Source organism: Polyangium jinanense (genome assembly GCF_028435365.1).
In genome coordinates, this window is sequence record NZ_JAGTJJ010000030.1 from 71,911 (window position 1) to 90,411 (window position 18,501).

The 18,501-nt window shown below is 68.8% G+C and carries 13 protein-coding genes; 1 reads left to right on the plus strand and 12 read right to left on the minus strand.

The window, feature by feature from the left end:
• Window positions 1–6: 6 nt before the first annotated feature.
• The 4 genes from KEG57_RS34485 to KEG57_RS34500 form a co-directional block, all read right to left on the minus strand.
• A complete protein-coding gene (locus tag KEG57_RS34485; protein WP_272421713.1) occupies window positions 7–1,422 on the minus strand; it encodes a hypothetical protein in 1,416 nt (471 codons plus the stop codon).
• 100 nt (window positions 1,423–1,522) lie between these two features.
• Window positions 1,523–2,950 (minus strand): zinc ribbon domain-containing protein, encoded by a 1,428-nt coding sequence (locus KEG57_RS34490; RefSeq protein WP_272421712.1) that lies wholly within the window; start codon window positions 2,948–2,950, stop codon window positions 1,523–1,525.
• Complete coding sequence (locus KEG57_RS34495; RefSeq protein ID WP_272421711.1) at window positions 2,947–4,770, minus strand: WD40 repeat domain-containing protein; 1,824 nt, start codon at window positions 4,768–4,770, stop codon at window positions 2,947–2,949. The genes KEG57_RS34490 and KEG57_RS34495 overlap by 4 nt, the downstream gene beginning before the upstream one ends.
• A 66-nt stretch (window positions 4,771–4,836) precedes the next feature.
• Window positions 4,837–6,297, minus strand: a complete 1,461-nt coding sequence (locus tag KEG57_RS34500) for a glycogen synthase (RefSeq protein WP_272421710.1) — start codon at window positions 6,295–6,297, stop codon at window positions 4,837–4,839.
• A gap of 116 nt (window positions 6,298–6,413) precedes the next feature.
• Between KEG57_RS34500 and KEG57_RS34505 the strand changes: the two genes are divergently transcribed.
• Window positions 6,414–7,523 carry an RluA family pseudouridine synthase gene (locus tag KEG57_RS34505; protein ID WP_272421709.1) on the plus strand — a complete coding sequence of 370 codons (1,110 nt, stop codon included), beginning with the start codon at window positions 6,414–6,416 and terminating at the stop codon, window positions 7,521–7,523.
• Here KEG57_RS34505 and KEG57_RS34510 read toward each other — a convergent pair.
• From KEG57_RS34510 to tig, 8 genes are all read right to left on the minus strand, one after another.
• Window positions 7,517–8,230, minus strand: coding sequence for a hypothetical protein (locus tag KEG57_RS34510; protein WP_272421708.1), 714 nt, complete (start codon window positions 8,228–8,230; stop codon window positions 7,517–7,519). The two genes, KEG57_RS34505 and KEG57_RS34510, sit on opposite strands and share 7 nt — an antisense overlap.
• Before the next feature lie 34 nt (window positions 8,231–8,264).
• Window positions 8,265–8,570 carry a ribbon-helix-helix domain-containing protein gene (locus KEG57_RS34515; protein WP_272421707.1) on the minus strand — a complete coding sequence of 102 codons (306 nt, stop codon included), beginning with the start codon at window positions 8,568–8,570 and terminating at the stop codon, window positions 8,265–8,267.
• Between the two features lie 11 nt (window positions 8,571–8,581).
• A complete protein-coding gene (locus KEG57_RS34520; RefSeq protein WP_272421705.1) occupies window positions 8,582–9,958 on the minus strand; it encodes a ParA family protein in 1,377 nt (458 codons plus the stop codon).
• A gap of 218 nt (window positions 9,959–10,176) precedes the next feature.
• Window positions 10,177–11,754 carry a bifunctional phosphoribosylaminoimidazolecarboxamide formyltransferase/IMP cyclohydrolase gene (purH, locus tag KEG57_RS34525; protein WP_272421703.1) on the minus strand — a complete coding sequence of 526 codons (1,578 nt, stop codon included), beginning with the start codon at window positions 11,752–11,754 and terminating at the stop codon, window positions 10,177–10,179.
• A gap of 79 nt (window positions 11,755–11,833) precedes the next feature.
• Entirely contained in the window at window positions 11,834–14,326 is a 2,493-nt protein-coding gene (gene lon / locus KEG57_RS34530) for an endopeptidase La (RefSeq protein ID WP_272421701.1), read from the minus strand.
• Between the two features lie 129 nt (window positions 14,327–14,455).
• The gene (gene clpX, locus KEG57_RS34535) at window positions 14,456–15,712 is read right to left on the minus strand and encodes an ATP-dependent Clp protease ATP-binding subunit ClpX (RefSeq protein ID WP_271924572.1); all 1,257 of its coding nucleotides are present in this window, start codon (window positions 15,710–15,712) and stop codon (window positions 14,456–14,458) included.
• Window positions 15,713–16,154: 442 nt separating this feature from the next.
• Window positions 16,155–16,868, minus strand: a complete 714-nt coding sequence (locus KEG57_RS34540; RefSeq protein WP_272421698.1) for an ATP-dependent Clp protease proteolytic subunit — start codon at window positions 16,866–16,868, stop codon at window positions 16,155–16,157.
• Window positions 16,869–17,138: 270 nt separating this feature from the next.
• Window positions 17,139–18,404: a trigger factor gene (gene tig, locus KEG57_RS34545; RefSeq protein WP_272421697.1), complete on the minus strand. Its 1,266-nt coding sequence runs from the start codon at window positions 18,402–18,404 to the stop codon at window positions 17,139–17,141.
• Between the last annotated feature and the right edge of the window lie 97 nt (window positions 18,405–18,501).

Sequence of the window (18,501 nt, forward strand, 5' to 3'; positions counted from 1 at the left end):
GTGGGTTTAGTTGCAGATACCGCTGATGCAGTCGTTGATGCAATCGTTGCCCCCGATGCACTTCTTGCCCGCCGGGCAATCCGGACAGGAGCCACCACAATCGACGTCGGTCTCGTTGCCGTTCTGGACCGAGTCGCTGCAAGAAGGCGCGGCGCACTTGCCCCCGCTGCAAACGCCGTGGAAGCAATCCGTTGGCACGTTACAAGAGTCGTCGGTGCTGCACTTCTGCGGGCAGATGCCGCCGCAATCGACGTCGCCCTCGGTGCCGTTCTTCACGTTGTCGAAGCAGTCCACGCAGACGTTGTTGTCGCACTCCCCCTGGCAGTCGGAGGTGACGAGGCACTTCTGGCCGAGCTCGCACCGTTCGATGCATTCGCCGCCGCAGTCCACGTCCGTCTCGGTGCCGTTCTGCGCGTTGTCGCTGCAGCTGAAGCAGATGTTGACGGTCGTGTCGCACGTGTGCCACGGAGGCCCACCCCTGCAATCGAGCGTCTGCGAGCACCCGAGGCAAACGCCGGTGCTGTCACACTTGCCCATCCCCGTCGGGTTGTTCGGCGTCGCGCAGGACGAGAGCGCCGGGAGCGGGGGGTTCACCGGGGCCATGTCGTTGCACTGGTCGGCGGTGCAAGAATTGCCGTCGTTGAAGGGGTCCGCCGCGTCCGCGATCGTCACGATCTGCCCGCTCTGACAGACCTTGCTCTTGCAGTCGCCGAGCGACTGTTCGCTCGGGGGAAGCGGCATCCCTTCATGGAGCGGCGTCGAGATGCATTGCTTGTCCGTGCACGCCCAGTCGCTGCAGTGATCGTCGACGGGGCAATCCGTGTCGCTCGCGCAGCCGATGCAGACGCCCATGTCGTTGCACGTGCCGTTCGTCCCGCACGTCGCCCCGGGCGCGGGCACGTGGCTCTCCTTGCCGTCCGCGCACGCGTCGGTCGTGCACGGGTTCATGTCGTCGGGATTCGCCTGGGGGTCCGGCGTGAACATGCAGACCTTGCCGACACACGCGTCGGTCGTGCACCGATTCTTGTCGTCGCACTCCGCCGAATCATTACACGGGATCTCGCATTGCCCGGACACACACTGGCCCATGCCCTCGCCGAGCTGGCACATCGTCCCGTTCACCGCGGTATGCTGCGGCACGCCGTCCGAGCAGGTGTCCTGCGTGCAGGGATTCGCGTCGTCCGGGACCTCCGTGTCGTTCGCGACCGTGACGAACTTCCCACCCTGGCATTCCTTGCGCACGCAATCGTCGGGCGTGGTGGCGTCCGTTTGTCCCGCCGTGCACTCGGTCGATGGGTTCGAGCCCTGCTGATCGAGACACCCGGGCGCAGACACGACCATCGCGCAGGCGAGCGCGAGGGCCGATGCCAAACCGAACGAGCGAAGCTTGCTCCTGTGGAGGGAAGTCGCGGACGTGGTCATGGGCAACTCCAAGGTAAGGCGCCGAGCCAGGACGCCGCCGCCAGTGTCGCCGATCTCGAGCGTCATGGGCGCAAAAAATCGGCGCGACGGGGCCCCAATCTCAGGGGCGCCGGAGCACCGTCACGACACGCGCCGACGCCGCCGCCACGAGCGCGAGGCGACCCCTGGGCGCCACAGAGACCACGTGCGATCCCTCCCCCGTTTGCAGCGTCGAAACGATACGCAGCGGCTCGCCCCCGAGCGCGACCGTGGTCGCGCCCTTGCCACGAGGCCCACCGCCGAGCGCGACGAGGATCGTCCGGCCCTCCGGCGAAAGCACAGCCGAGGAAGGAACACCGCCGAGCGCGACCGTAGCGAGGACCTCGCGGCGTTCGAGGGACACGAGCGTCGCCTCGCCCGCCGCGCCAATGACGACGGCCCGATCGCCGGGCCACGGGAATGCCGCGATCGGCTGCGGCCCCGCAGGCGCGAGGCGCGGCTCGGCCCCCACGGAAAAACCCATGACCTTGGCCGTCGCCCGATCAAAGAGGAGCGCACGCTCGGAGGAGGCCGCCGGAGGGACCGTCGACGCGCGCGGTTCGAGGAGCGAGGACCACGCAGCACGCGCACCACCGAAGGGTTTTGCCGCGGGATCGAGCACGATCACGGATCCCGGCTCGGTGGGCGCGCGCCCGTCGAGGAGCACGAGCAGCCGAGCGCCAGCCGAAGAAGGCAGGGGCGCGACACCGCGAATCGGGGTCGGGAAGAGGATCTCGCCGTCGGCTGTGAGCTCGGGGCCCGCGAGGCGGACGACGCGGCTTCCTTGCGAGGTCGCGACGACGACGACGGGCGGATCGCCGCTCGCCGCAACGTCGAGCGCGCCCTTCACGTCGACCTTCTTCAGATAGGCCGCAGGCGCCGCGCCCGAGAGCCACGACGCCGTGTTCACGACCGGCAGGCCCGTGGAGACGCCGAGCACGGCGAGCCGGCCCGCAGGGAGCCGCCGGAGGCCCGTGCCCTTGCCCGGGAGGCGCGCGCGGGCCTTCTCGGCGCCGGAATCGAGCGCGTGCGCCCGGAGCGTGCCGTCCTCGCAGAGCACGAAGAACATCGCCTCGTCGTCCGCGACGGTGAGGTCGATCGGGGGCGCGTCGAGGCGGATCGTCGTGGCCACGGCAAACGCCGCGGGCGCTTCGGCCGCGGGAGGCGGCGTGTCCGCGGTCGGGGCGGTCGAGGCCGACGCTGAAGAGAGGGCGCTCGCGGAGGCCGCCGGGGGCAGCGCCGCGGACGAGGTGGGGAGCGCAGGCGGAGGCGTCGTGGCGGGTGGGCGTTTGCCGCCGAGGCGGCCTTGCGAGGCGAGGACGGCCGCGCCGCCGGCGAGCATGCCGAAGCCGCCGAGGCCCGCCGCGAGGAGCACGAGCCCGAGCGCGCCGAATTGCACGCGGCTGCCCGCGAGCTTGGGCGAGCTCACCCACGCGCGGCACGAGGGGCATTTCGTCGCGCCCGGCCGGATCGTGAGGGTTCCGCATCTGGGGCACTTGGTCTTGCTCACCGGAGCACCCACACGCGGCGCGCACGGGCCGAAAACGCCGTCGCGCTTTCCGCGTCTTTGCCGAATCGGACGCTCGTGACCTCGTCGGTGACGTCGACACGCACGGGCTCGCCGGTCGCGAGATCGACGACGTACACGCCGGGCGAAGGCGCGCCCGTGACGACGAGCGCCTGATCCCCCGAGGGCGAGACTTCGAGCGCCGTCACGGGGCTGCCGAGCTCGAGTCGCGTGTCCTGCGTGAGCGTGGCCGGCGCATGCAACGAGAGCGCGCGGCCCGCCCTGCAGCCAACGACGAGCGTGCGAGGGGCGGCCCGGACGAACGCGGGATCCGTGCAGGTGTCGCGGGAAAGATTGGGCGGCGCGAGCAGGCCTTTTCCTTCGAGCGTGACGCGGACGATGCGCGAGGAGCCGAGCGCGACGAAGGCAAACCCCGATTGGACGGCGACGGCCGCAACGGGATCACCGAGCGAGAGGTGACGCACGAGCTGCGCGCTCGGCGGGGTGAGCGGCGCGAAGACCTCGATGGCATCAGGATAGGCGCGCGGGCGTGGATCGGCGACGCTCGCGACGGCCCAGGTGCCTTCGGCGTCGATCGCGGCGGCGCTCGGAATGGCGCCTCCAAAGCGGAAACGCGCGATCTCGACGTGGTGCTCGGTGCCGACGACGAGGACGCTGCGATCGACGGCGGAAGGAAAGATCGCGAGGCCAGCCGATGCCGCGGCGGCGCCCGGGAGGAGCTGGGTGCGAGGCTCGATCCAGCGAAGGACGCGGAGCGTGTCGGGTTCGAGCGCGCCGATGCGGGTTTGGCCGAGCGCATAAAGAGCGCCGCCGACACGCTCGATCACGCGCGCCGATTGCGCCTCGCGCGAGCTCGTCATGACCACGCCGCTCCGCGGATCGACGACGTCGAGCGCGACACGACGCGCGACGGCGACGTGGCCTTGCGGAAGGAGGATCGCGGCTTCTGCGTCGGCCGCGACGTCGATCTTCGCCGCGACCTTGCCTTCGAGCCGCTTCGCTGCGGCAGGCGCAGAATCGGCAAGCGCGTTTGCCGCAGGATCGGCCGGCGCGCTCGTCGCGGCGGACGCGCTCGATCCCGGCGATGCCGATGCGCCGGGCGAAGGCGCGGCGTTCGCCGAAGGAATCTCGACCCCCGCGCCGCGCCCGTCCCCGCGCACGGAAAGCGCGCCTCCGAGCAGCGGCGCGAGCACCAGCGCGAGCCCGATGCCCACGAGGCCCACCACGCGCGAAAGACCGAGCCGCGGCTTTGCGATGCCCACGAACTCGCCGCACATGAGGCAGCTCGTGCTGCCGACCATGACGGGTTCCAGGCAATACGGGCACGTGAACGTGGACATCGGGCGCTTGCGAATCGCAGTCGCGCCCTCGAGCGCCGCTGGAAACACGGCCGTGCCGCGAATCCAGCCGGGGACGCTGACGAGCGAGACGCCCGAGGAGATCGGGATGCGGCCGGTCATGAGGCCCCGCACCACGAATGCGCCCGTCACGGGACCCATGACGCCGTCGGTGTCCTCGACGAACCAGAGGAGCTTGTCCCGCGCCTGCGGATCGAGCTTGGCGAGGTCGCGCGGCAACGCCTCGGCGACCACGCCCTCGGGCGCATCGGGCGGGCTCGGCGACGGGAAAAGGTCCGAGATCGGATCCCACGCCGCGCCGGGGAGAAACCGCTTGCACCCTTCCATGCGGAAAAGCGGGTCCTTGAGCGTTCCCCCGCCGATCTCGCGACGGACCGCCTCCAGCCGCATGGGTCCGCGGATGTTGCCCTGCTCGGAGACGAGGAATTCGACGTTCTGGGACACAAGCGCCCAAAAGGGCGCATGCACTGTACTACGAAGCGTCCGTCCGCCGCATCTTCTCGGCGAAAACTACGCCATGCGCTTCGTGACAGCCGAGCGATAAACGTGCACGTAGCGGCGCGCCGGTCGATCCCAGCCGAGGTCGAGCCGCATCACGCGGCGCCGAAGCGCGGGCCACCGGGGCGAGGTCATGGCCGCGAGCGCGCGCTGCACCGCACCGACGAGGTGCGTCGAGGTCGGTTTGTCGTACAGGAACCCGGTGCCGGTCTCGAGCGCCGCGTCGCAATCGACGATCGTGTCGATGAGGCCGCCGGTCCGGTAGGCGACCGGCAACGCGCCATAACGCTGCGCGTAGAGCTGCACGAGGCCGCAGGGCTCGTACCGCGACGGGACGACGACGATGTCCGCGGCGGCATAGAGGCGGTGCACGAGAGGCTCGGCGGCGTCGCCGAGGAAACGCGCGCGCTCGGGCGCCTTTCCGACGGCGGCTTCGAGCTTCGTGACGATCGCGCGATCCCCCGCGCCCGCCACGACCACGCTCGCGTCGCTCTTCAGGATCTTGGGCAGCGAGGTGGCGAGCAAATCGCCGCCCTTCTGCGTGGAGATGCGGCCGACGGAGACCACGAGCGGACGCTCGATGTCGATCGGGAGCCCGAGCTCGGCGAGGAGCGCGCTCTTGCAGCGCGACTTGTTCGTCGTGTCCTCGGCGTCGTACCGCGCAGGCAACGCCGGATCCGTCATCGGGTTGTACACGGCGTAATCGATGCCGTTCACGATGCCGACGATCTCGTTCTCCTTCGCCCGCGCCGCGAGCACGCCGTCGAGGCGCTCGCCGTGGTCGGGCGTGAGGATCTCGCGGGCATACGTCGGCGACACCGTGGTGATGGCGTCGGCGGCGAGCAGGCCCGCCTTGAGGAAGCTCACCTTGCCGTAAAACTCGAGCAGCGAAGGCTGGAAGTGCTGGTCGCCGAGGCCGATGACGCGGAGCGCTTCACGCGGGAAGAGGCCCTGGCGCGCGAGGTCGTGGAGCGTGAGCACCGCGGCAGGGCGCGCGTCGCCTTCGCGGTCGCGCAGGAGGTACGGGACGAGCGCCGACGGCCAGTCGTGCGCGTGCACGACCTCGAACGGCGTGCCCGCGAGCGCGCGCTGGCGGACGAGCTCGACGACGGAGAGCGCAAACACGCCGTACCGTCGCGCGGCGGCGAGATCCCCTTCGTCCTCGTCAGCGAGGCGCGACGGGCCCTCGCTGAAGAGACCCGGGACGTCGAAGAGCACGAGCTCCACGCCCGATCCGAGCCGCCCGTCGAAGACCGTGACCTCCACGCGCTCGCCGCCGATGGTCAGGACGAGCGGGGTCAGCCTGCGCGCGATCATGACGCCGGAGGCTTCGATCCCAGGGTAACGCGGCAGCGCGAGGGTGACCTTGTGCCCGAGGAGCCGGAGCGCCTTCGAGAGCGACGCGACGACGTCGGCGAGGCCGGTGACCTTCACCATCGGCGCGATCTCGGAAGCGACGAAGAGGATGTCCATGCGCGGGCGGGTGTAGCACGACTCGCGGCCGCGACGTAGAGCGAGCATGCACCGATGGGGCCGACCGACGAACGCGGGCGGTAGCCCCGAACGGCAGGCAGGCTAGGATGGCGAGCATGACGCGCATCAGCGCGCACGAGCTCGGCTCGACGGATGGCCCTTTCGGGCGAGGGATGAAGGTCGTACGCCCGGACGAGGTGCCCGAGGGGTCCGTCGTCTCCATCCTCCGCGTGCCCCCGGAGGCGAAGGGCATGCGGCTCGACCGGTTCGTGCAATCGCAGCTCAAGCGGACGAGCCGTACCCGCGCCCAGAAGATCATCGCGCACGGCGCCTACGCCCCGGATGCGCGCCGCCTGCGCGGCAACGACCGCGTGCAAGCCGAGCAGCTCATCCTGCTCTGGCGTCCGCCCTGGGACGAGAAGGCACCCGACGTCACGCTGCGCATCCTGCACGAGGACGCCCACCTGCTCGCAGTGGACAAACCCGCCGGAATCCCGGTACATCCGACGGCGCGGTACCACCAGAGCACGGTCGTGAAGCTCCTTGAGAACGCCCGCGACGGCGAGCGGCTCATGCTCTCGCACCGTCTCGATCGGGAGACGAGCGGCGTCCTCCTGCTGGCGCGGACGAGCGAGGCGGACCGTCACGTAAAATGGCAGTTCGCCCGCGGCGCGACGCGGCCCGGCGCAGAAGAGCGCAGCGTGCACAAGGAGTACCTGGCGATCACCTGGGGCGCGGACGAGGCGGACGCGTTCCGTGTCGAGGCGCCGCTCGAGCTCGATCCGACGAGCCGTTACGGCGTGAAGATGCGCGTCGCCCGGCCCGGCGAGGGTCTACCCTCGGCCACGCGTTGCGCCGTGATCGGAAGGCGGAGAAACCCCGCGACGGGAAAGATCTACGCGCTCGTGCGGTGCACGCTGGAGACGGGACGGCAGCACCAGATCCGCGTGCACCTCGCGTCACGCGGGACGCCGGTCGTCGGGGACAAACTGTACGGCCCGGACGACGAGCTCTTCGGTCGCGGGGCGGACGGTCTGCTCACGGACGAGGACCGTGCGCTCCTGGAGATCGATCGGCACGCGCTGCACGCGGCGGTGCTGGAGCTCGATCATCCGGCGGAAGAGGGGCGCAGGCTCCGCGTGGAGGCACCGCTGCCCCCGGATCTCGAAGCCTTCTGGGCGAGCCTGGAAGAGGCCGCGCCCGCGCCTGCTCCGACGGTTCAGTAAAGCGGGATCTGATCCCCCGACGAAGGCCGAGACGCCGGAGGAAGCCCGCCGCCGCGACGCCGACCCACAGCACCGAGCGCTCCGCCGAACGTCGCCGCGAGCAGCGTGATCACGGCGCCCGCGAAGGTGAGCCACGCGGCCCGGACGAGCTCGCCCTGGTTGAGCCGGAAGGACGGGCCGAACGGCTCGGTCGTCCGCTGCGCGAACATGAACGCCGGCTCGAAGCCAGTCGGCCGCCCGAACTCCTGCGTCTCGAAAAACGGAGGCGCCCCGTTTCCCACGACGAACACGAGCAGCGCGAGCGAGACGGCCCAGGTGAGCACGCCCGCGAGCGCGCCGTCCCACCGACGAATCGCGCCGCCGAGCTTGGCCGCCGCGTAGCTGCCGACGAAGAGGGCGACGAGCGAGGCGAAGGCCATCCACAAAGCCATGCCTGCCCCGAGGCGCTCGATCGACGCGCGGCCGCCTGAATCGAGGACGCTCACGCCGGTCGCGAACCCGAGCAGCCCGAGGAGCACGAGCGTGCCGAGCGCGAGGAAGAGCCCGGCGAGCACGGAGCTCCACCGGATGCGCGAGAGGTCACGCTCCTCGAAGGCGTCGAGCATCTTCCGCACGCCGGACGGCGGCATTTGCTCGTCGATCGTTGGCGTCGCAGGGACCTCGCCGAGATCCCTCGGAGGTGGCTTGATGGGCGCGTTCGACATCATCTCGGCGCCGTGCAAGCGCCGAGCCGCGGACGGATCAGATGCCCTTCGGCACCTTCTCCAGATCAACCTGCTCGAGCGCGTGACGGATGAGCGCGCTGCGGCTCGCCTTGGTCAAGCCGCGCGCCTTCAAGGCCTCGACCATCTCGTCGAGACGCTCGAGGTCGTCCGTGTACATCGAGATGCAGATGACCTTGTAATGCGTCGGGCGCTCCGGGGCGGGCTTCTGCGCCCGCGCCGGCTTACCCGCGGGCGTGTAGAACGCCCCGGAGAGGACCCCTTCGACCTCGTCGCGATCGAGGAGCGCGTGCGCGGCCTCGGAGAATTCGCCCTCGTGCTTCATCGTCCCTTCTCCTAAGCGGTCGCTGCGGCAGTGCGCGCGGGCTTCGCGTCCTTCGTGTCCTTCGCGCCCTTCGCCGCGCCCTCGCGGCTCTGGATGATGCGGTCCACGACGACGCCGTAGTCCTCCGCGGCGGGCGTGCCGGCGGCGTACTCGAAGATCGTCTGCCCCTGCGCCGGCGCTTCCTTCACCTTGATCGCGGCGCGCACCGGCGGGAGGCACCGGTCGCCGAAGTGTTGCTTCAACGTGGTGACGGCCTCGCGGCAGATCTTCGCGCGCGCGTCGAAGAACGTGGGGAGCACGCCCCAGATCTGCACCGGGTGATGCAGGAGCGCGTTCACGTTCTTCACGGTCTTGATGACCTGACGCACGCCGACGAGCGAGAGGTAGTCGCAAGCAACGGGCACGAGCACGCTGTCGGCGAAGACGAGCGCGTTCTGGTTCATCAAGGACAGGCTCGGCGAGCAGTCGAGCACCACGTAGTCGTAGCCCGTGGCGGCGGCGCTCAGGCGCTCGCAGAGCACGCGGTCGCGGTTCTGGCGGCCCGCGAGGTAGAGCTCGGCGGCGGCCAGCGTCTCGTTGGAGCCCAAAAGGTCCAGGTTCGGACGAACGACGCGCGTCGCGTCCGCGACCCGCAGGCCCATCACGAGAACGTGGTAGAGCGAGCGCTCGACGTTCGCGCCGAGCGAGACCGACACGTTGCCCTGCGCGTCCGTATCGACGAGCAGGACCTTCTTGCCGCGCGACGCGAGGCCGGCCGCGATGCTCACGGCCGTCGTCGTCTTGCCCGTGCCGCCCTTGTGGTTGAACACGGCGAGGTAACGCGGCACGGACGCGTCCGCGGCCTGCTCCTTCGGCGCCTCGGGCGCGGCCGGCGACGCCTGCGAGGCCTGCGCCCCCGGAGCCGTCCGCTTGTTCGCGACCTGCGGCACCACGGGCACGGCCACGGCCGGCGAGGTCGACGAGGACGCACGCTTCGTGGGCGTCGCGGAGCTCGAAGGGCCCGCCGCGCGCGTCGCCACGGCCCGCGGCACGGACTGCGGCGGCGGCGAGGGCGCGACGGCCTGCGGCGTGACCTCGGCGGCGATCTCGCCGAGCCGTACGCCGCTCGCCTCTCGCTGGAGCTGCGTCCGGCAGGGCATCGAGCACGCGTAGGTGCGACGCCCGTTCAGGTACATCACCTGGGACGCGAGCTCGGGCTGGAACCGCTTCGCGCAGGCGTCACACGTGGCGAGCTTGTCGCCCTGCCCTTCGCCGCCGAGCTGGCTCTTCTCCAGGCACTTCTGGGAGCAGTAGAACGAGAACCCGCCGTCCCGCTCTTCCATCTGGTAGCGGAACTGGACGTCGAACTCCGACCCGCAAACGCTGCACGACTCCCTGATCCCGGCCACCGCCATGCTCCTTGAAGCTCGCCGCGGCGCCCCGCCGCGACGCTGTAAGCCACCAACAGCACAGCTAGATCGGGGTGGCCAAATTTTTTGTGTGCGTTTTTTTGCCTAGATCCGTGAGGCTGGATCCATCGGCGGTATGGAAGGACCCCGCGAGGGGCTGAGACCGGGCGTTTGGCGGGGCGCGCGGGGGCGCGGCGGCGAGGCGGAAAAGGCCGCGATCAGTGCCGGAAATGCCGGACGCCCGTGAAGATCATCGCAGCGCCGGCCTTGTCCGCGGCCGCGATCACGTCGGCGTCCTTCACGCTCCCGCCCGGCTGCACGAAGGCCGTGACGCCGTGCTCAAGGGCGAGCTCGACGCCGTCCGGGAACGGGAAAAACGCATCCGAGGCGAGCACGGCGCCGCGGGCCTCGGCCTCGGCCTTGCGGCACGCGATGCGCACGCTCTCGACGCGCGACATCTGCCCCGCGCCCACGCCGACCGTACGGCCCTCCTTGGCGAGCACGATCGCGTTCGACTTCACGTGCTTGCAGACCTTCCACGCAAGGTCGAGCGCGGCGAGCTCCTCCGGCGTCGGCGCGCGCTTCGTGACGACCCGCGCCTTCTCGACCTCGCCACGCGCGGTCGCGTCGCGCCCCTGCACGACGAGGCCGCCGCCCACGCGCTTCCAGGTGAGCTCGTCGAGCTCGGCCGGCAGGAGCGTACGCGTGGCGAGGAGGCGCAGGTTCTTCTTCGCGCGAAGGACCGGGAGCGCGTCGTCCGCGAACGAAGGCGCGACGACGCACTCGAGGAAGGTTTCGGCGAGCGCCTCGGCCGTCGCGCGATCGACGGGGCGGTTCAGCGCGACGATCCCACCGAAAGCGCTCAGCGCGTCGGCGTCGCGCGCGAGCCGGTACGCGCGCTCGAGCGCGTCGGCCACGGCCACGCCCGAGGGGTTCGCATGCTTCACGACGACGGCCGCGGGCCGCTCGTGCTCGCGCACCGCTTCGAGTGCAGCGTCGACGTCGACGAGGTTGTTGAACGAGAGCTCCTTGCCGCCGGCGCCGAGCGAGTCGGCGAGCGAGAGCGAGCCCTCGGGCGCGCTCCGCTCGCGGTAGAACGCGCCCGACTGATGCGGGTTCTCGCCGTACCTGAGGCCGTACGCCCGTTCGAACGTGAGCGTCAGATACCGCGGATACGCCTCGCGCTTCGGGGGCGCCTTCTCCTCGGCCGGATCCGGATCCCCGAGCGACGACAGGTACGCCGACACCGCGCCGTCGTACGCGGCCGTGTGCGCGAACGCCTTCGCTGCGAGCTTGCGGCGCGTCGCGGACGACACCTCGCCGCTCGCCTCGATCTCGGCGAGCACGGCCTCGTAATCGGACGGATCACACACGACGGCGACGCGCCCGTGGTTCTTCGCGGCGCTGCGCACCATCGCGGGCCCGCCGATGTCGATCTGCTCGATCACCTCGGCGAGCAGCACGCCCGGCTTCGCGACCGTTTGCGTGAAGGGATAGAGGTTCACGGCGACGAGGTCGATCGGCGCGCCGCCGAGGCGCTCGAGGTCGGCCTGGTCGATGTCGCCGCGCATGAGGATGCCGCCGTGCACGCGCGGGTGAAGCGTCTTCACGCGCCCGCCCATCACCTCGGGCGAGCCCGTGAAGGACTCCACGCTGGTGACGGCCAGCCCCGCGTCTGCGAGCGCTTTGAGCGTGCCGCCGGTCGAGAGGATCTCCACGCCTCGCGCCGCGAGCGCGCGCGCGAACGGTAGGAGTCCCGCCTTGTCGTAGACCGAGATGAGGGCTCGTCGGATCATGGCGGCGAGCGACTAGCGCGCCGCCGCGATCCTTGCCAGCAGGGAGATGAGAGGAAACGAGGAGGGGGGACGCTCTCGCCTACGCGCCAGGCTGTTCGGCAGGCGAATCAGCCGGGAGGGACGGCATGGACGGAGCCGACGATCCGTTCGGCGTGACGAGCTCGCCGTCGCGGTACTCCAGGCGGGCGTGCGGCGGGCCGAACGTCGCCTCGGGGTCCTTCACGATGAGCGCCTCGCGCAGGACGTCGTCGACATGCTCGACGAGCACGAGCCGGAGCGCGCGGAGCACGCGGCGCGGGACGTCGCGCAGATCCTTGCGGTTCTCCTTGGGCAGGACGACGGTCGAGATGCCGCTCCGGTGCGCCGCGAGCAGCTTCTCCTTGAGCCCGCCGATCGCGAGCACGCGGCCCCGCAGCGTGACCTCGCCCGTCATGGCGAGGTCCTGACGAACGGGGACCTTCATGAGCGCGCTGCACACGGCCGTCACCATCGTCACGCCCGCGCTCGGACCATCCTTGCGCACGAAGTCGGGGAAGTGCACGTGCACGTCCGCCTTCTGGTACGCGTCGCCCGACAGCCCGAGCCGCTCGAGGTGCGAGCGCACGTAGCTCATCGCGGCCTGCGCGCTCTCCTCCATGCCCTTCTCGATCAGACCCGTCACCACGAGCTTGCCCTTGCCCGGCAGGACCACGGCCTCGGCGGGCAGGAGATCGCCGCCGACGCTGGTCACCGCGAGGCCGTTCACGAGGCCGACCTCGTCCTTCTCGGCGCGACGACCGAGCCGGTACTTGGGCACGCCGAGGAACTTCGGGATGCTCTTCGCGCTGATCTCGATGGGTTTGTCCTTCCCCTCGTTCACCACCTTGCGCGCGACCTTGCGGCAGACGCTGGCGATCTCGCGCTCGAGGGAGCGCACGCCGCTCTCCTTCGTGTAGTGGTGGATGATGGTGCGGACCGCGCCCTCGCTGAAGTTCATGTTCACGTCCTCGAGCCCGCACTCCTTGCGCTGGCGCGGCACGAGGTACTTCAGCGAGATGTTGAGCTTCTCGAACTCGGTGTAGCCGGAGAGCTGGATGATCTCCATGCGGTCCTGCAGCGGCACCGGGATGCCGCCGAGGGTGTTCGCCGTCGTGATGAACATCACGTCGGAGAGGTCGTAATCGAGGTCGAGGTAGTGATCGTTGAACGCGTGGTTCTGCTCGGGATCGAGAACCTCGAGCAGCGCCGCCGCGGGGTCGCCGCGGAAGTCGGTCGACATCTTGTCGACCTCGTCGAGCAGGAAGACGGGGTTGTTCGTCCCGGCCTTCTTGAGGCTCTGGATGAGCTTGCCCGGCAGCGCCCCGATGTACGTGCGGCGGTGGCCGCGAATCTCGGCCTCGTCGCGGACGCCGCCGAGCGAGAGGCGGACGAACCTGCGCCCTGTGGCGCGCGCGATGCTCTTCGCGAGGCTCGTCTTGCCGACGCCGGGAGGACCAACGAAGCAGAGCACCGGGCCCTTGAGCTTCTTCGTGAGCGCCTGGACCGCGAGGTACTCGAGGATGCGCTCCTTGATCTTGCGCAGCCCGTAATGGTCCTCGTCGAGGATCTTCTCGGCCTCCGTGAGGTCGAAGCGCTCCTCGCTCTTCTCGTACCAGGGCAGGTCGAGGATCCAGTCGATGTAGTTGCGCACGACGGTCGCTTCCGCGCTCGTCGGGTGCATCATTTTGAGCTTCTTCAGCTCTTTCTTGACCTTCGCGGTGGCCTCTTTGCTCATCCGCTTGGTCTTCAAAGCTTCTTCGATCTCTTGGATCTCGTTCTTGAACTCGTCGCGCTCGCCGCCACCCAGCTCCTTCTGGATGGCCTGCATCTGCTCGTTCAGGTAGTACTCCTTCTGCGTCTTCTCCATCTGCTTCTTGACGCGGGAGCGGATCTTCTTCTCTACCTGAAGGATCTCGATCTCGGCCTGCATCAGCTCGATGAGGCGCTCGAGCCGCTGCTTCGGATCGTCCGTCTCGAGCAGGCTCTGGCGATCGGCGAGCTTGATGGTCGGCAGGTTCGCGACGATGGCATCGGCGAGCCGCGAGGCGTCGTCGATGGCCTGCACGGCCATCAGGACCTCGGGCTGGATCTTCTTGTTGAGCTTTACGTAGACCTCGAAGGTGCTCTGCACGCTTCGCATGAGCGCCTCGACCTCGACGCTCGACGCGGCCTTCTCGGGGATCTCCTCGTACTCGACGAGGAAGAAGGCGTCCGACTGGACGAACTTCTTGATCTTCGCCCGGCGTTTGCCCTCGATGAGCACCTTCACCGTCCCGTCGGGCAGGCGGAGGAGCTGCATGATCACGCCGACGGAGCCGACGGCGAAGATGTCCTCGGCCGTCGGGTCGTTCGTCTTGGCGTTGCGTTGCGCCGCGAGGAAGATCTCCTTGCCTCGGTTCATCGCCTCGTCGAGCGCGGCGATCGAGCGCTCGCGGCCGACGAAGAGCTGCGAGACCATGTAAGGAAAGACGATGATGTCCCTGAGCGGCAGGAGGGGTGCGACCCCGCGCTCCGGGGCGGACTTGCCGCGATCACTGTCGTTCTTGAAGAACATCCGACGTCTTTCTCGCCCCGGCGCGCGGGCCGGGGCAAACGGGCCTACGGGTGATCGCTCGCTCGTGAAGATGAGCGAGACGACGCGAGGAAGAGGAAATGGAGTGGGGGAGGACGTCCTCCCCCGGCGCTAAGCGAGCTCCGCTTCTTTCTGGTAAACGATCAGCGGGGCTTCGTGCTTGAGGATGACGTCCTCGCTGACGACGACCTCCTTCACGCCCGCGCGCGAGGGGACGTCGTACATGATGTCGAGCATCGCCGCCTCGAGGATGGCCCGGAGGCCACGCGCGCCGCTGTTGCGGTCGAGCGCCTGCCGCGCGACCGCGGTGAGCGCGCCCTTCGTGAACTTGAGCTTCACGCCGTCCATCTCGAGCAGCTTCTGGTACTGCTTCACGAGGCTGTTCTTCGGCTTCGTGAGGATGTCGATCAGCGCGTCCTCGTTCAGCTCGTGCAGCGTCGCGATGATGGGCAAACGGCCGATGAACTCCGGGATCAGGCCGAACTTGAGGAGATCTTCGGGCTGAACCTGCGAGAGCAGGTCGCCGAGCTTGAACTCCTTCTTCGACCTGATCTCGGCGCCGAACCCGAGCGTGTTCTGTCCGACGCGGCGCTGGATGATCTGATCGAGGCCGACGAACGCGCCGCCGCAGATGAACAGGATGTTCGTCGTGTCCACCTGCAGGAAATCCTGCTGCGGATGCTTGCGGCCGCCCTTCGGAGGCACGTTCGCGATCGTGCCCTCGATGATCTTCAGGAGCGCCTGCTGCACGCCCTCGCCCGAGACGTCGCGCGTGATGCTCGGGTTGTCGCTCTTCCGGCTGATCTTGTCGATCTCGTCGATGTAGACGATGCCGCGCTGCGCGCGCTCGACGTCGTGATCGGCGTTCTGGAGGAGCTGGACGATGATGTTCTCGACGTCCTCACCGACGTAGCCCGCCTCGGTCAACGTCGTGGCGTCGGCGATCGCGAAGGGCACGTTGATGATCTTCGCGAGCGTCTGCGCGAGCAGCGTCTTGCCGGAGCCGGTCGGGCCGAGCAAAAGGATGTTCGACTTCTGCAGCTCGACGTCGTCCGAGTGCACCCGGCTGTCGATGCGCTTGTAGTGGTTGTGCACCGCGACCGAGAGGACCTTCTTCGCTCGGTGCTGCCCGACCACGTACTCGTCGAGGATGGCCTTGATGTCGGCCGGCTTGGGGATCGGGGCAGAGCCGGCGTACGGCTCGTCCTTCTCGACCTCCTCGGCAATGATGTCGTTGCAGAGCCCGATGCACTCGTCGCAGATGTACACCGTCGGCCCAGCGATGAGCTTCTTCACCTCCTTCTGCGATTTGCCGCAGAAGGAGCAGCTCAGATTGCCGTTCGAGTGATCGTCCCGCCTTCGCTCCACTTCGCCTCTCGCCTCTCTCGCCTCGCCGTGGCCCCGGTACTTTCGCACCTCGGGCCCTTTTCATTCGAGCATGCCCGGTGTCCGCAGCGGCGTTCACCGAGGCGCGCTCGACGACGAAAACGATGCTGAAAATCCGCGTTTTTCCAGCGTATCGCCGTGAGCGGATTCTAGTCCCCTACCCTGTGACCCGCAAGTTAACGCTCGTGCTTCGCGCGCTCGGTCGCCGCCCGTCCCTACGGCTCCGGGCGGTGCGACGCGTGCATTTCATGCACCTCGGGGCGCATTCATCGGACCGCAAGTGCCATCCGCGGCACAAGAAGACGAGTACGGACGGATTGGTTTCGTCCAAGGCGTGTCCCCATCCACGCGGCCCGAAAACAGCCCGGGCCGCGCGCTCCCAGCCGAGCGCCCGCCCTTCGCAGGCGGGCGTCGCGATCCTGCTTCACAGGGCCTGGGGCGAGCCCTTGATGCGCTTCGGCAGGACCTCGTCGATCAGGCCGTACTCCTTGGCCTGCGGCGCGCTCAGATAGAAGTCGCGCTCGATGTCCTTGGCGAGCTCCTCGCGATTCTTGCTCGTCGCGTCGGCGAGGATGTCGATCAAGGTCTCTTTCATCTTCTTGATCTCACGCGCCTGGATCTCGATGTCCGTCGCCTGGCCGCGCGCGCCGCCGAGGGGCTGATGGATCATCATGCGCGCGTGCGGCAGCGCGTACCGGCGGCCCTTGTGGCCCGCCGCGAGCAGCACCGCGCCCATCGACGCGGCCTGGCCGATGCACATCGTCGAGACCGGGCAACGGACGTACTGCATCGTGTCGTACATCGCGAGGCCGCTCGTCACGATGCCGCCAGGGCTGTTGATGTAGACCTGGATGTCCTTGTCGGGATCTTCGCTCTCGAGGAAGAGGAACTGCGCGATGACAGCGTTCGCCACGAAGTCGTCGATCTCGGTCCCGATGAAGACAATCCGGTCCTTGAGCAGACGGCTGAAGATGTTCCACTCGCGCTCGCCGCGGTGGGTCACCTCGGTGACCGTCGGCAGGACATACCCCTGCTCCCGGAGCGTGGTGAGGCCCGACGCCCGGTCGCTTGCCACCGCATCGTGGTCCCGCTCGAGAAACTCCATCGCCTGCTTACGTGTCTCGACTCGTCGGATCATCCAGGGCTCCGCTGTGGTTCGGCAAAAGGGTGCCGGGAGGCCCTAGTCGTGAGCCAGAAGCCCGCGCTTCGCAAGCCCGAACCGTGGGGTCGGTGTGAAGAAATGCGACGGCCGAGCGTGAGCCGTTTTCGCGCTTCCGCGAGGGAATTTCGTTCGTGGTGGGAGAGGCTCGAAAGCCTGGAGAGACATCGATGGACGTGAAGACGAAAACGGGCGCGCTGGTGACACCAGCACGCCCGTTCGTGATGCCGCAGATCGCGAGCGAAGCTCTCAGGCTTCCGTGATCTTCGCGGCGGCCTCGATGAGGTCGAGGATCTTGTCTTCCAGGATCATGCCAATCAGCATCTCCTGCTTCTTCGGATCACGGTACTCGGCCTTGACCTTGGCGACGTTCTTGCCGGTCTGCTCGGCGAGCTCCTCGTAGCCCTTCTCGATGTCCTGCGGCGTGACCTGCACGGTCTTCGACTTCGCGATCTCGGCCATGAGCAGGCCCGCGCGAACCTTCGTCTCGGCGTCGGCGTGCACGCGCGCGCGGATCTCGGGCGTCATCTCGAGGCGCTGGCCCTGGCGGCGCGCCGCCGTGACGAGCTCGCGCTCCGTGAGCTGCGCCTGCTGCTCGACGAGCGAGGGAGGCACCGGGATCGGGTTCGCCTTGCAGAGCTCGAAGACGAGCTTCTCCGCGACGGAGTCGGTCGCCTTCTGCTTGAGCTCCTTCTCGATCTTCGCCGAGAGCGCGGTGCGCATGGCCTCGAGGTTCTCGTGGCCCACGTCCTTCGCGAACTCGTCGTCGACCTCGGGGAAGTTCCGCTCGCGGACTTCCTTCAGCGTGACGTGGAACGTGCCCGTCTTGCCGCGGAGCGACTCGTTCGTGTGGCGCTCCGAGAAGGCCACCGTGGCGTCCTTGGACTCGCCGACGTTCATGCCGGTGAGGACGTCCTCGATCTCCTTGAAGACCTGGCCGCTGCCGATCTCGGTCTCGATCTCCTGCGGCTTGTCCTCGCGGACCTTACCGTCGACGTCGAGGGTGAAGGCGATGCGCACGAGGTCGCCGGCCTTCGCAGGACGCTCGGGCTCGGGCGTCGAGAGGGTCGCGTGCTCACGGCGGAGGCGCGCCACCTCGGCGTCGATCGCGTCGGCCGTGACCTCGGTCTTCGGCCGGCTGACCTCGAAGCCCTCCCACTTCACCTCGGCGATGTCGGGGCGAACCTCGAAGCGCGCCTTGTAGGAGAACGACTCCTCGGGGCGGAGCTCGACGGGGGCGATGTCGGGCTGCGAGAGGGGCTGCACCTGCTGCGAGGCAAGGGCACGGTTCAACGTGGTGTCGACCAGCCGGCGGGCGACGTCCGCGTGGATGCTGCCCGAGTAGAGGTGGGCGAGCACGTGGCGCGGCGCCTTGCCTTGGCGGAAGCCCCTCACGCGGGCGGAGCGCTGGAGGTTGGCGTAGGCCTTGTCCACCTCGGTGCGAACCTGCTCGGCAGGGATCTCGACCTTGAGCTCGACGAGGACCGGGGAGAGCTTTTCGACGGTGACTTGCATGGGCGTTCGTTGGAAGGAACGGCGCCATGCCATGCACGGCGAGAGGGGTCAAGCGAGGGCGGGTTTGAAGACAAAAAAAGAGCCCCGACGGAGAGGC

Coding starts and splice junctions, on each gene's coding strand:
- KEG57_RS34485 (WP_272421713.1), bottom strand. CDS start 1,422: ATGACCACGTCCGCGACTTCCCTCCACAGGAGCAAGCTTCGCTCGTTC.
- KEG57_RS34500 (WP_272421710.1), bottom strand. CDS start 6,297: ATGGACATCCTCTTCGTCGCTTCCGAGATCGCGCCGATGGTGAAGGTC.
- KEG57_RS34505 (WP_272421709.1), top strand. CDS start 6,414: ATGACGCGCATCAGCGCGCACGAGCTCGGCTCGACGGATGGCCCTTTC.
- KEG57_RS34510 (WP_272421708.1), bottom strand. CDS start 8,230: ATGATGTCGAACGCGCCCATCAAGCCACCTCCGAGGGATCTCGGCGAG.
- KEG57_RS34515 (WP_272421707.1), bottom strand. CDS start 8,570: ATGAAGCACGAGGGCGAATTCTCCGAGGCCGCGCACGCGCTCCTCGAT.
- purH (WP_272421703.1), bottom strand. CDS start 11,754: ATGATCCGACGAGCCCTCATCTCGGTCTACGACAAGGCGGGACTCCTA.
- lon (WP_272421701.1), bottom strand. CDS start 14,326: ATGTTCTTCAAGAACGACAGTGATCGCGGCAAGTCCGCCCCGGAGCGC.
- KEG57_RS34540 (WP_272421698.1), bottom strand. CDS start 16,868: ATGATCCGACGAGTCGAGACACGTAAGCAGGCGATGGAGTTTCTCGAG.
- tig (WP_272421697.1), bottom strand. CDS start 18,404: ATGCAAGTCACCGTCGAAAAGCTCTCCCCGGTCCTCGTCGAGCTCAAG.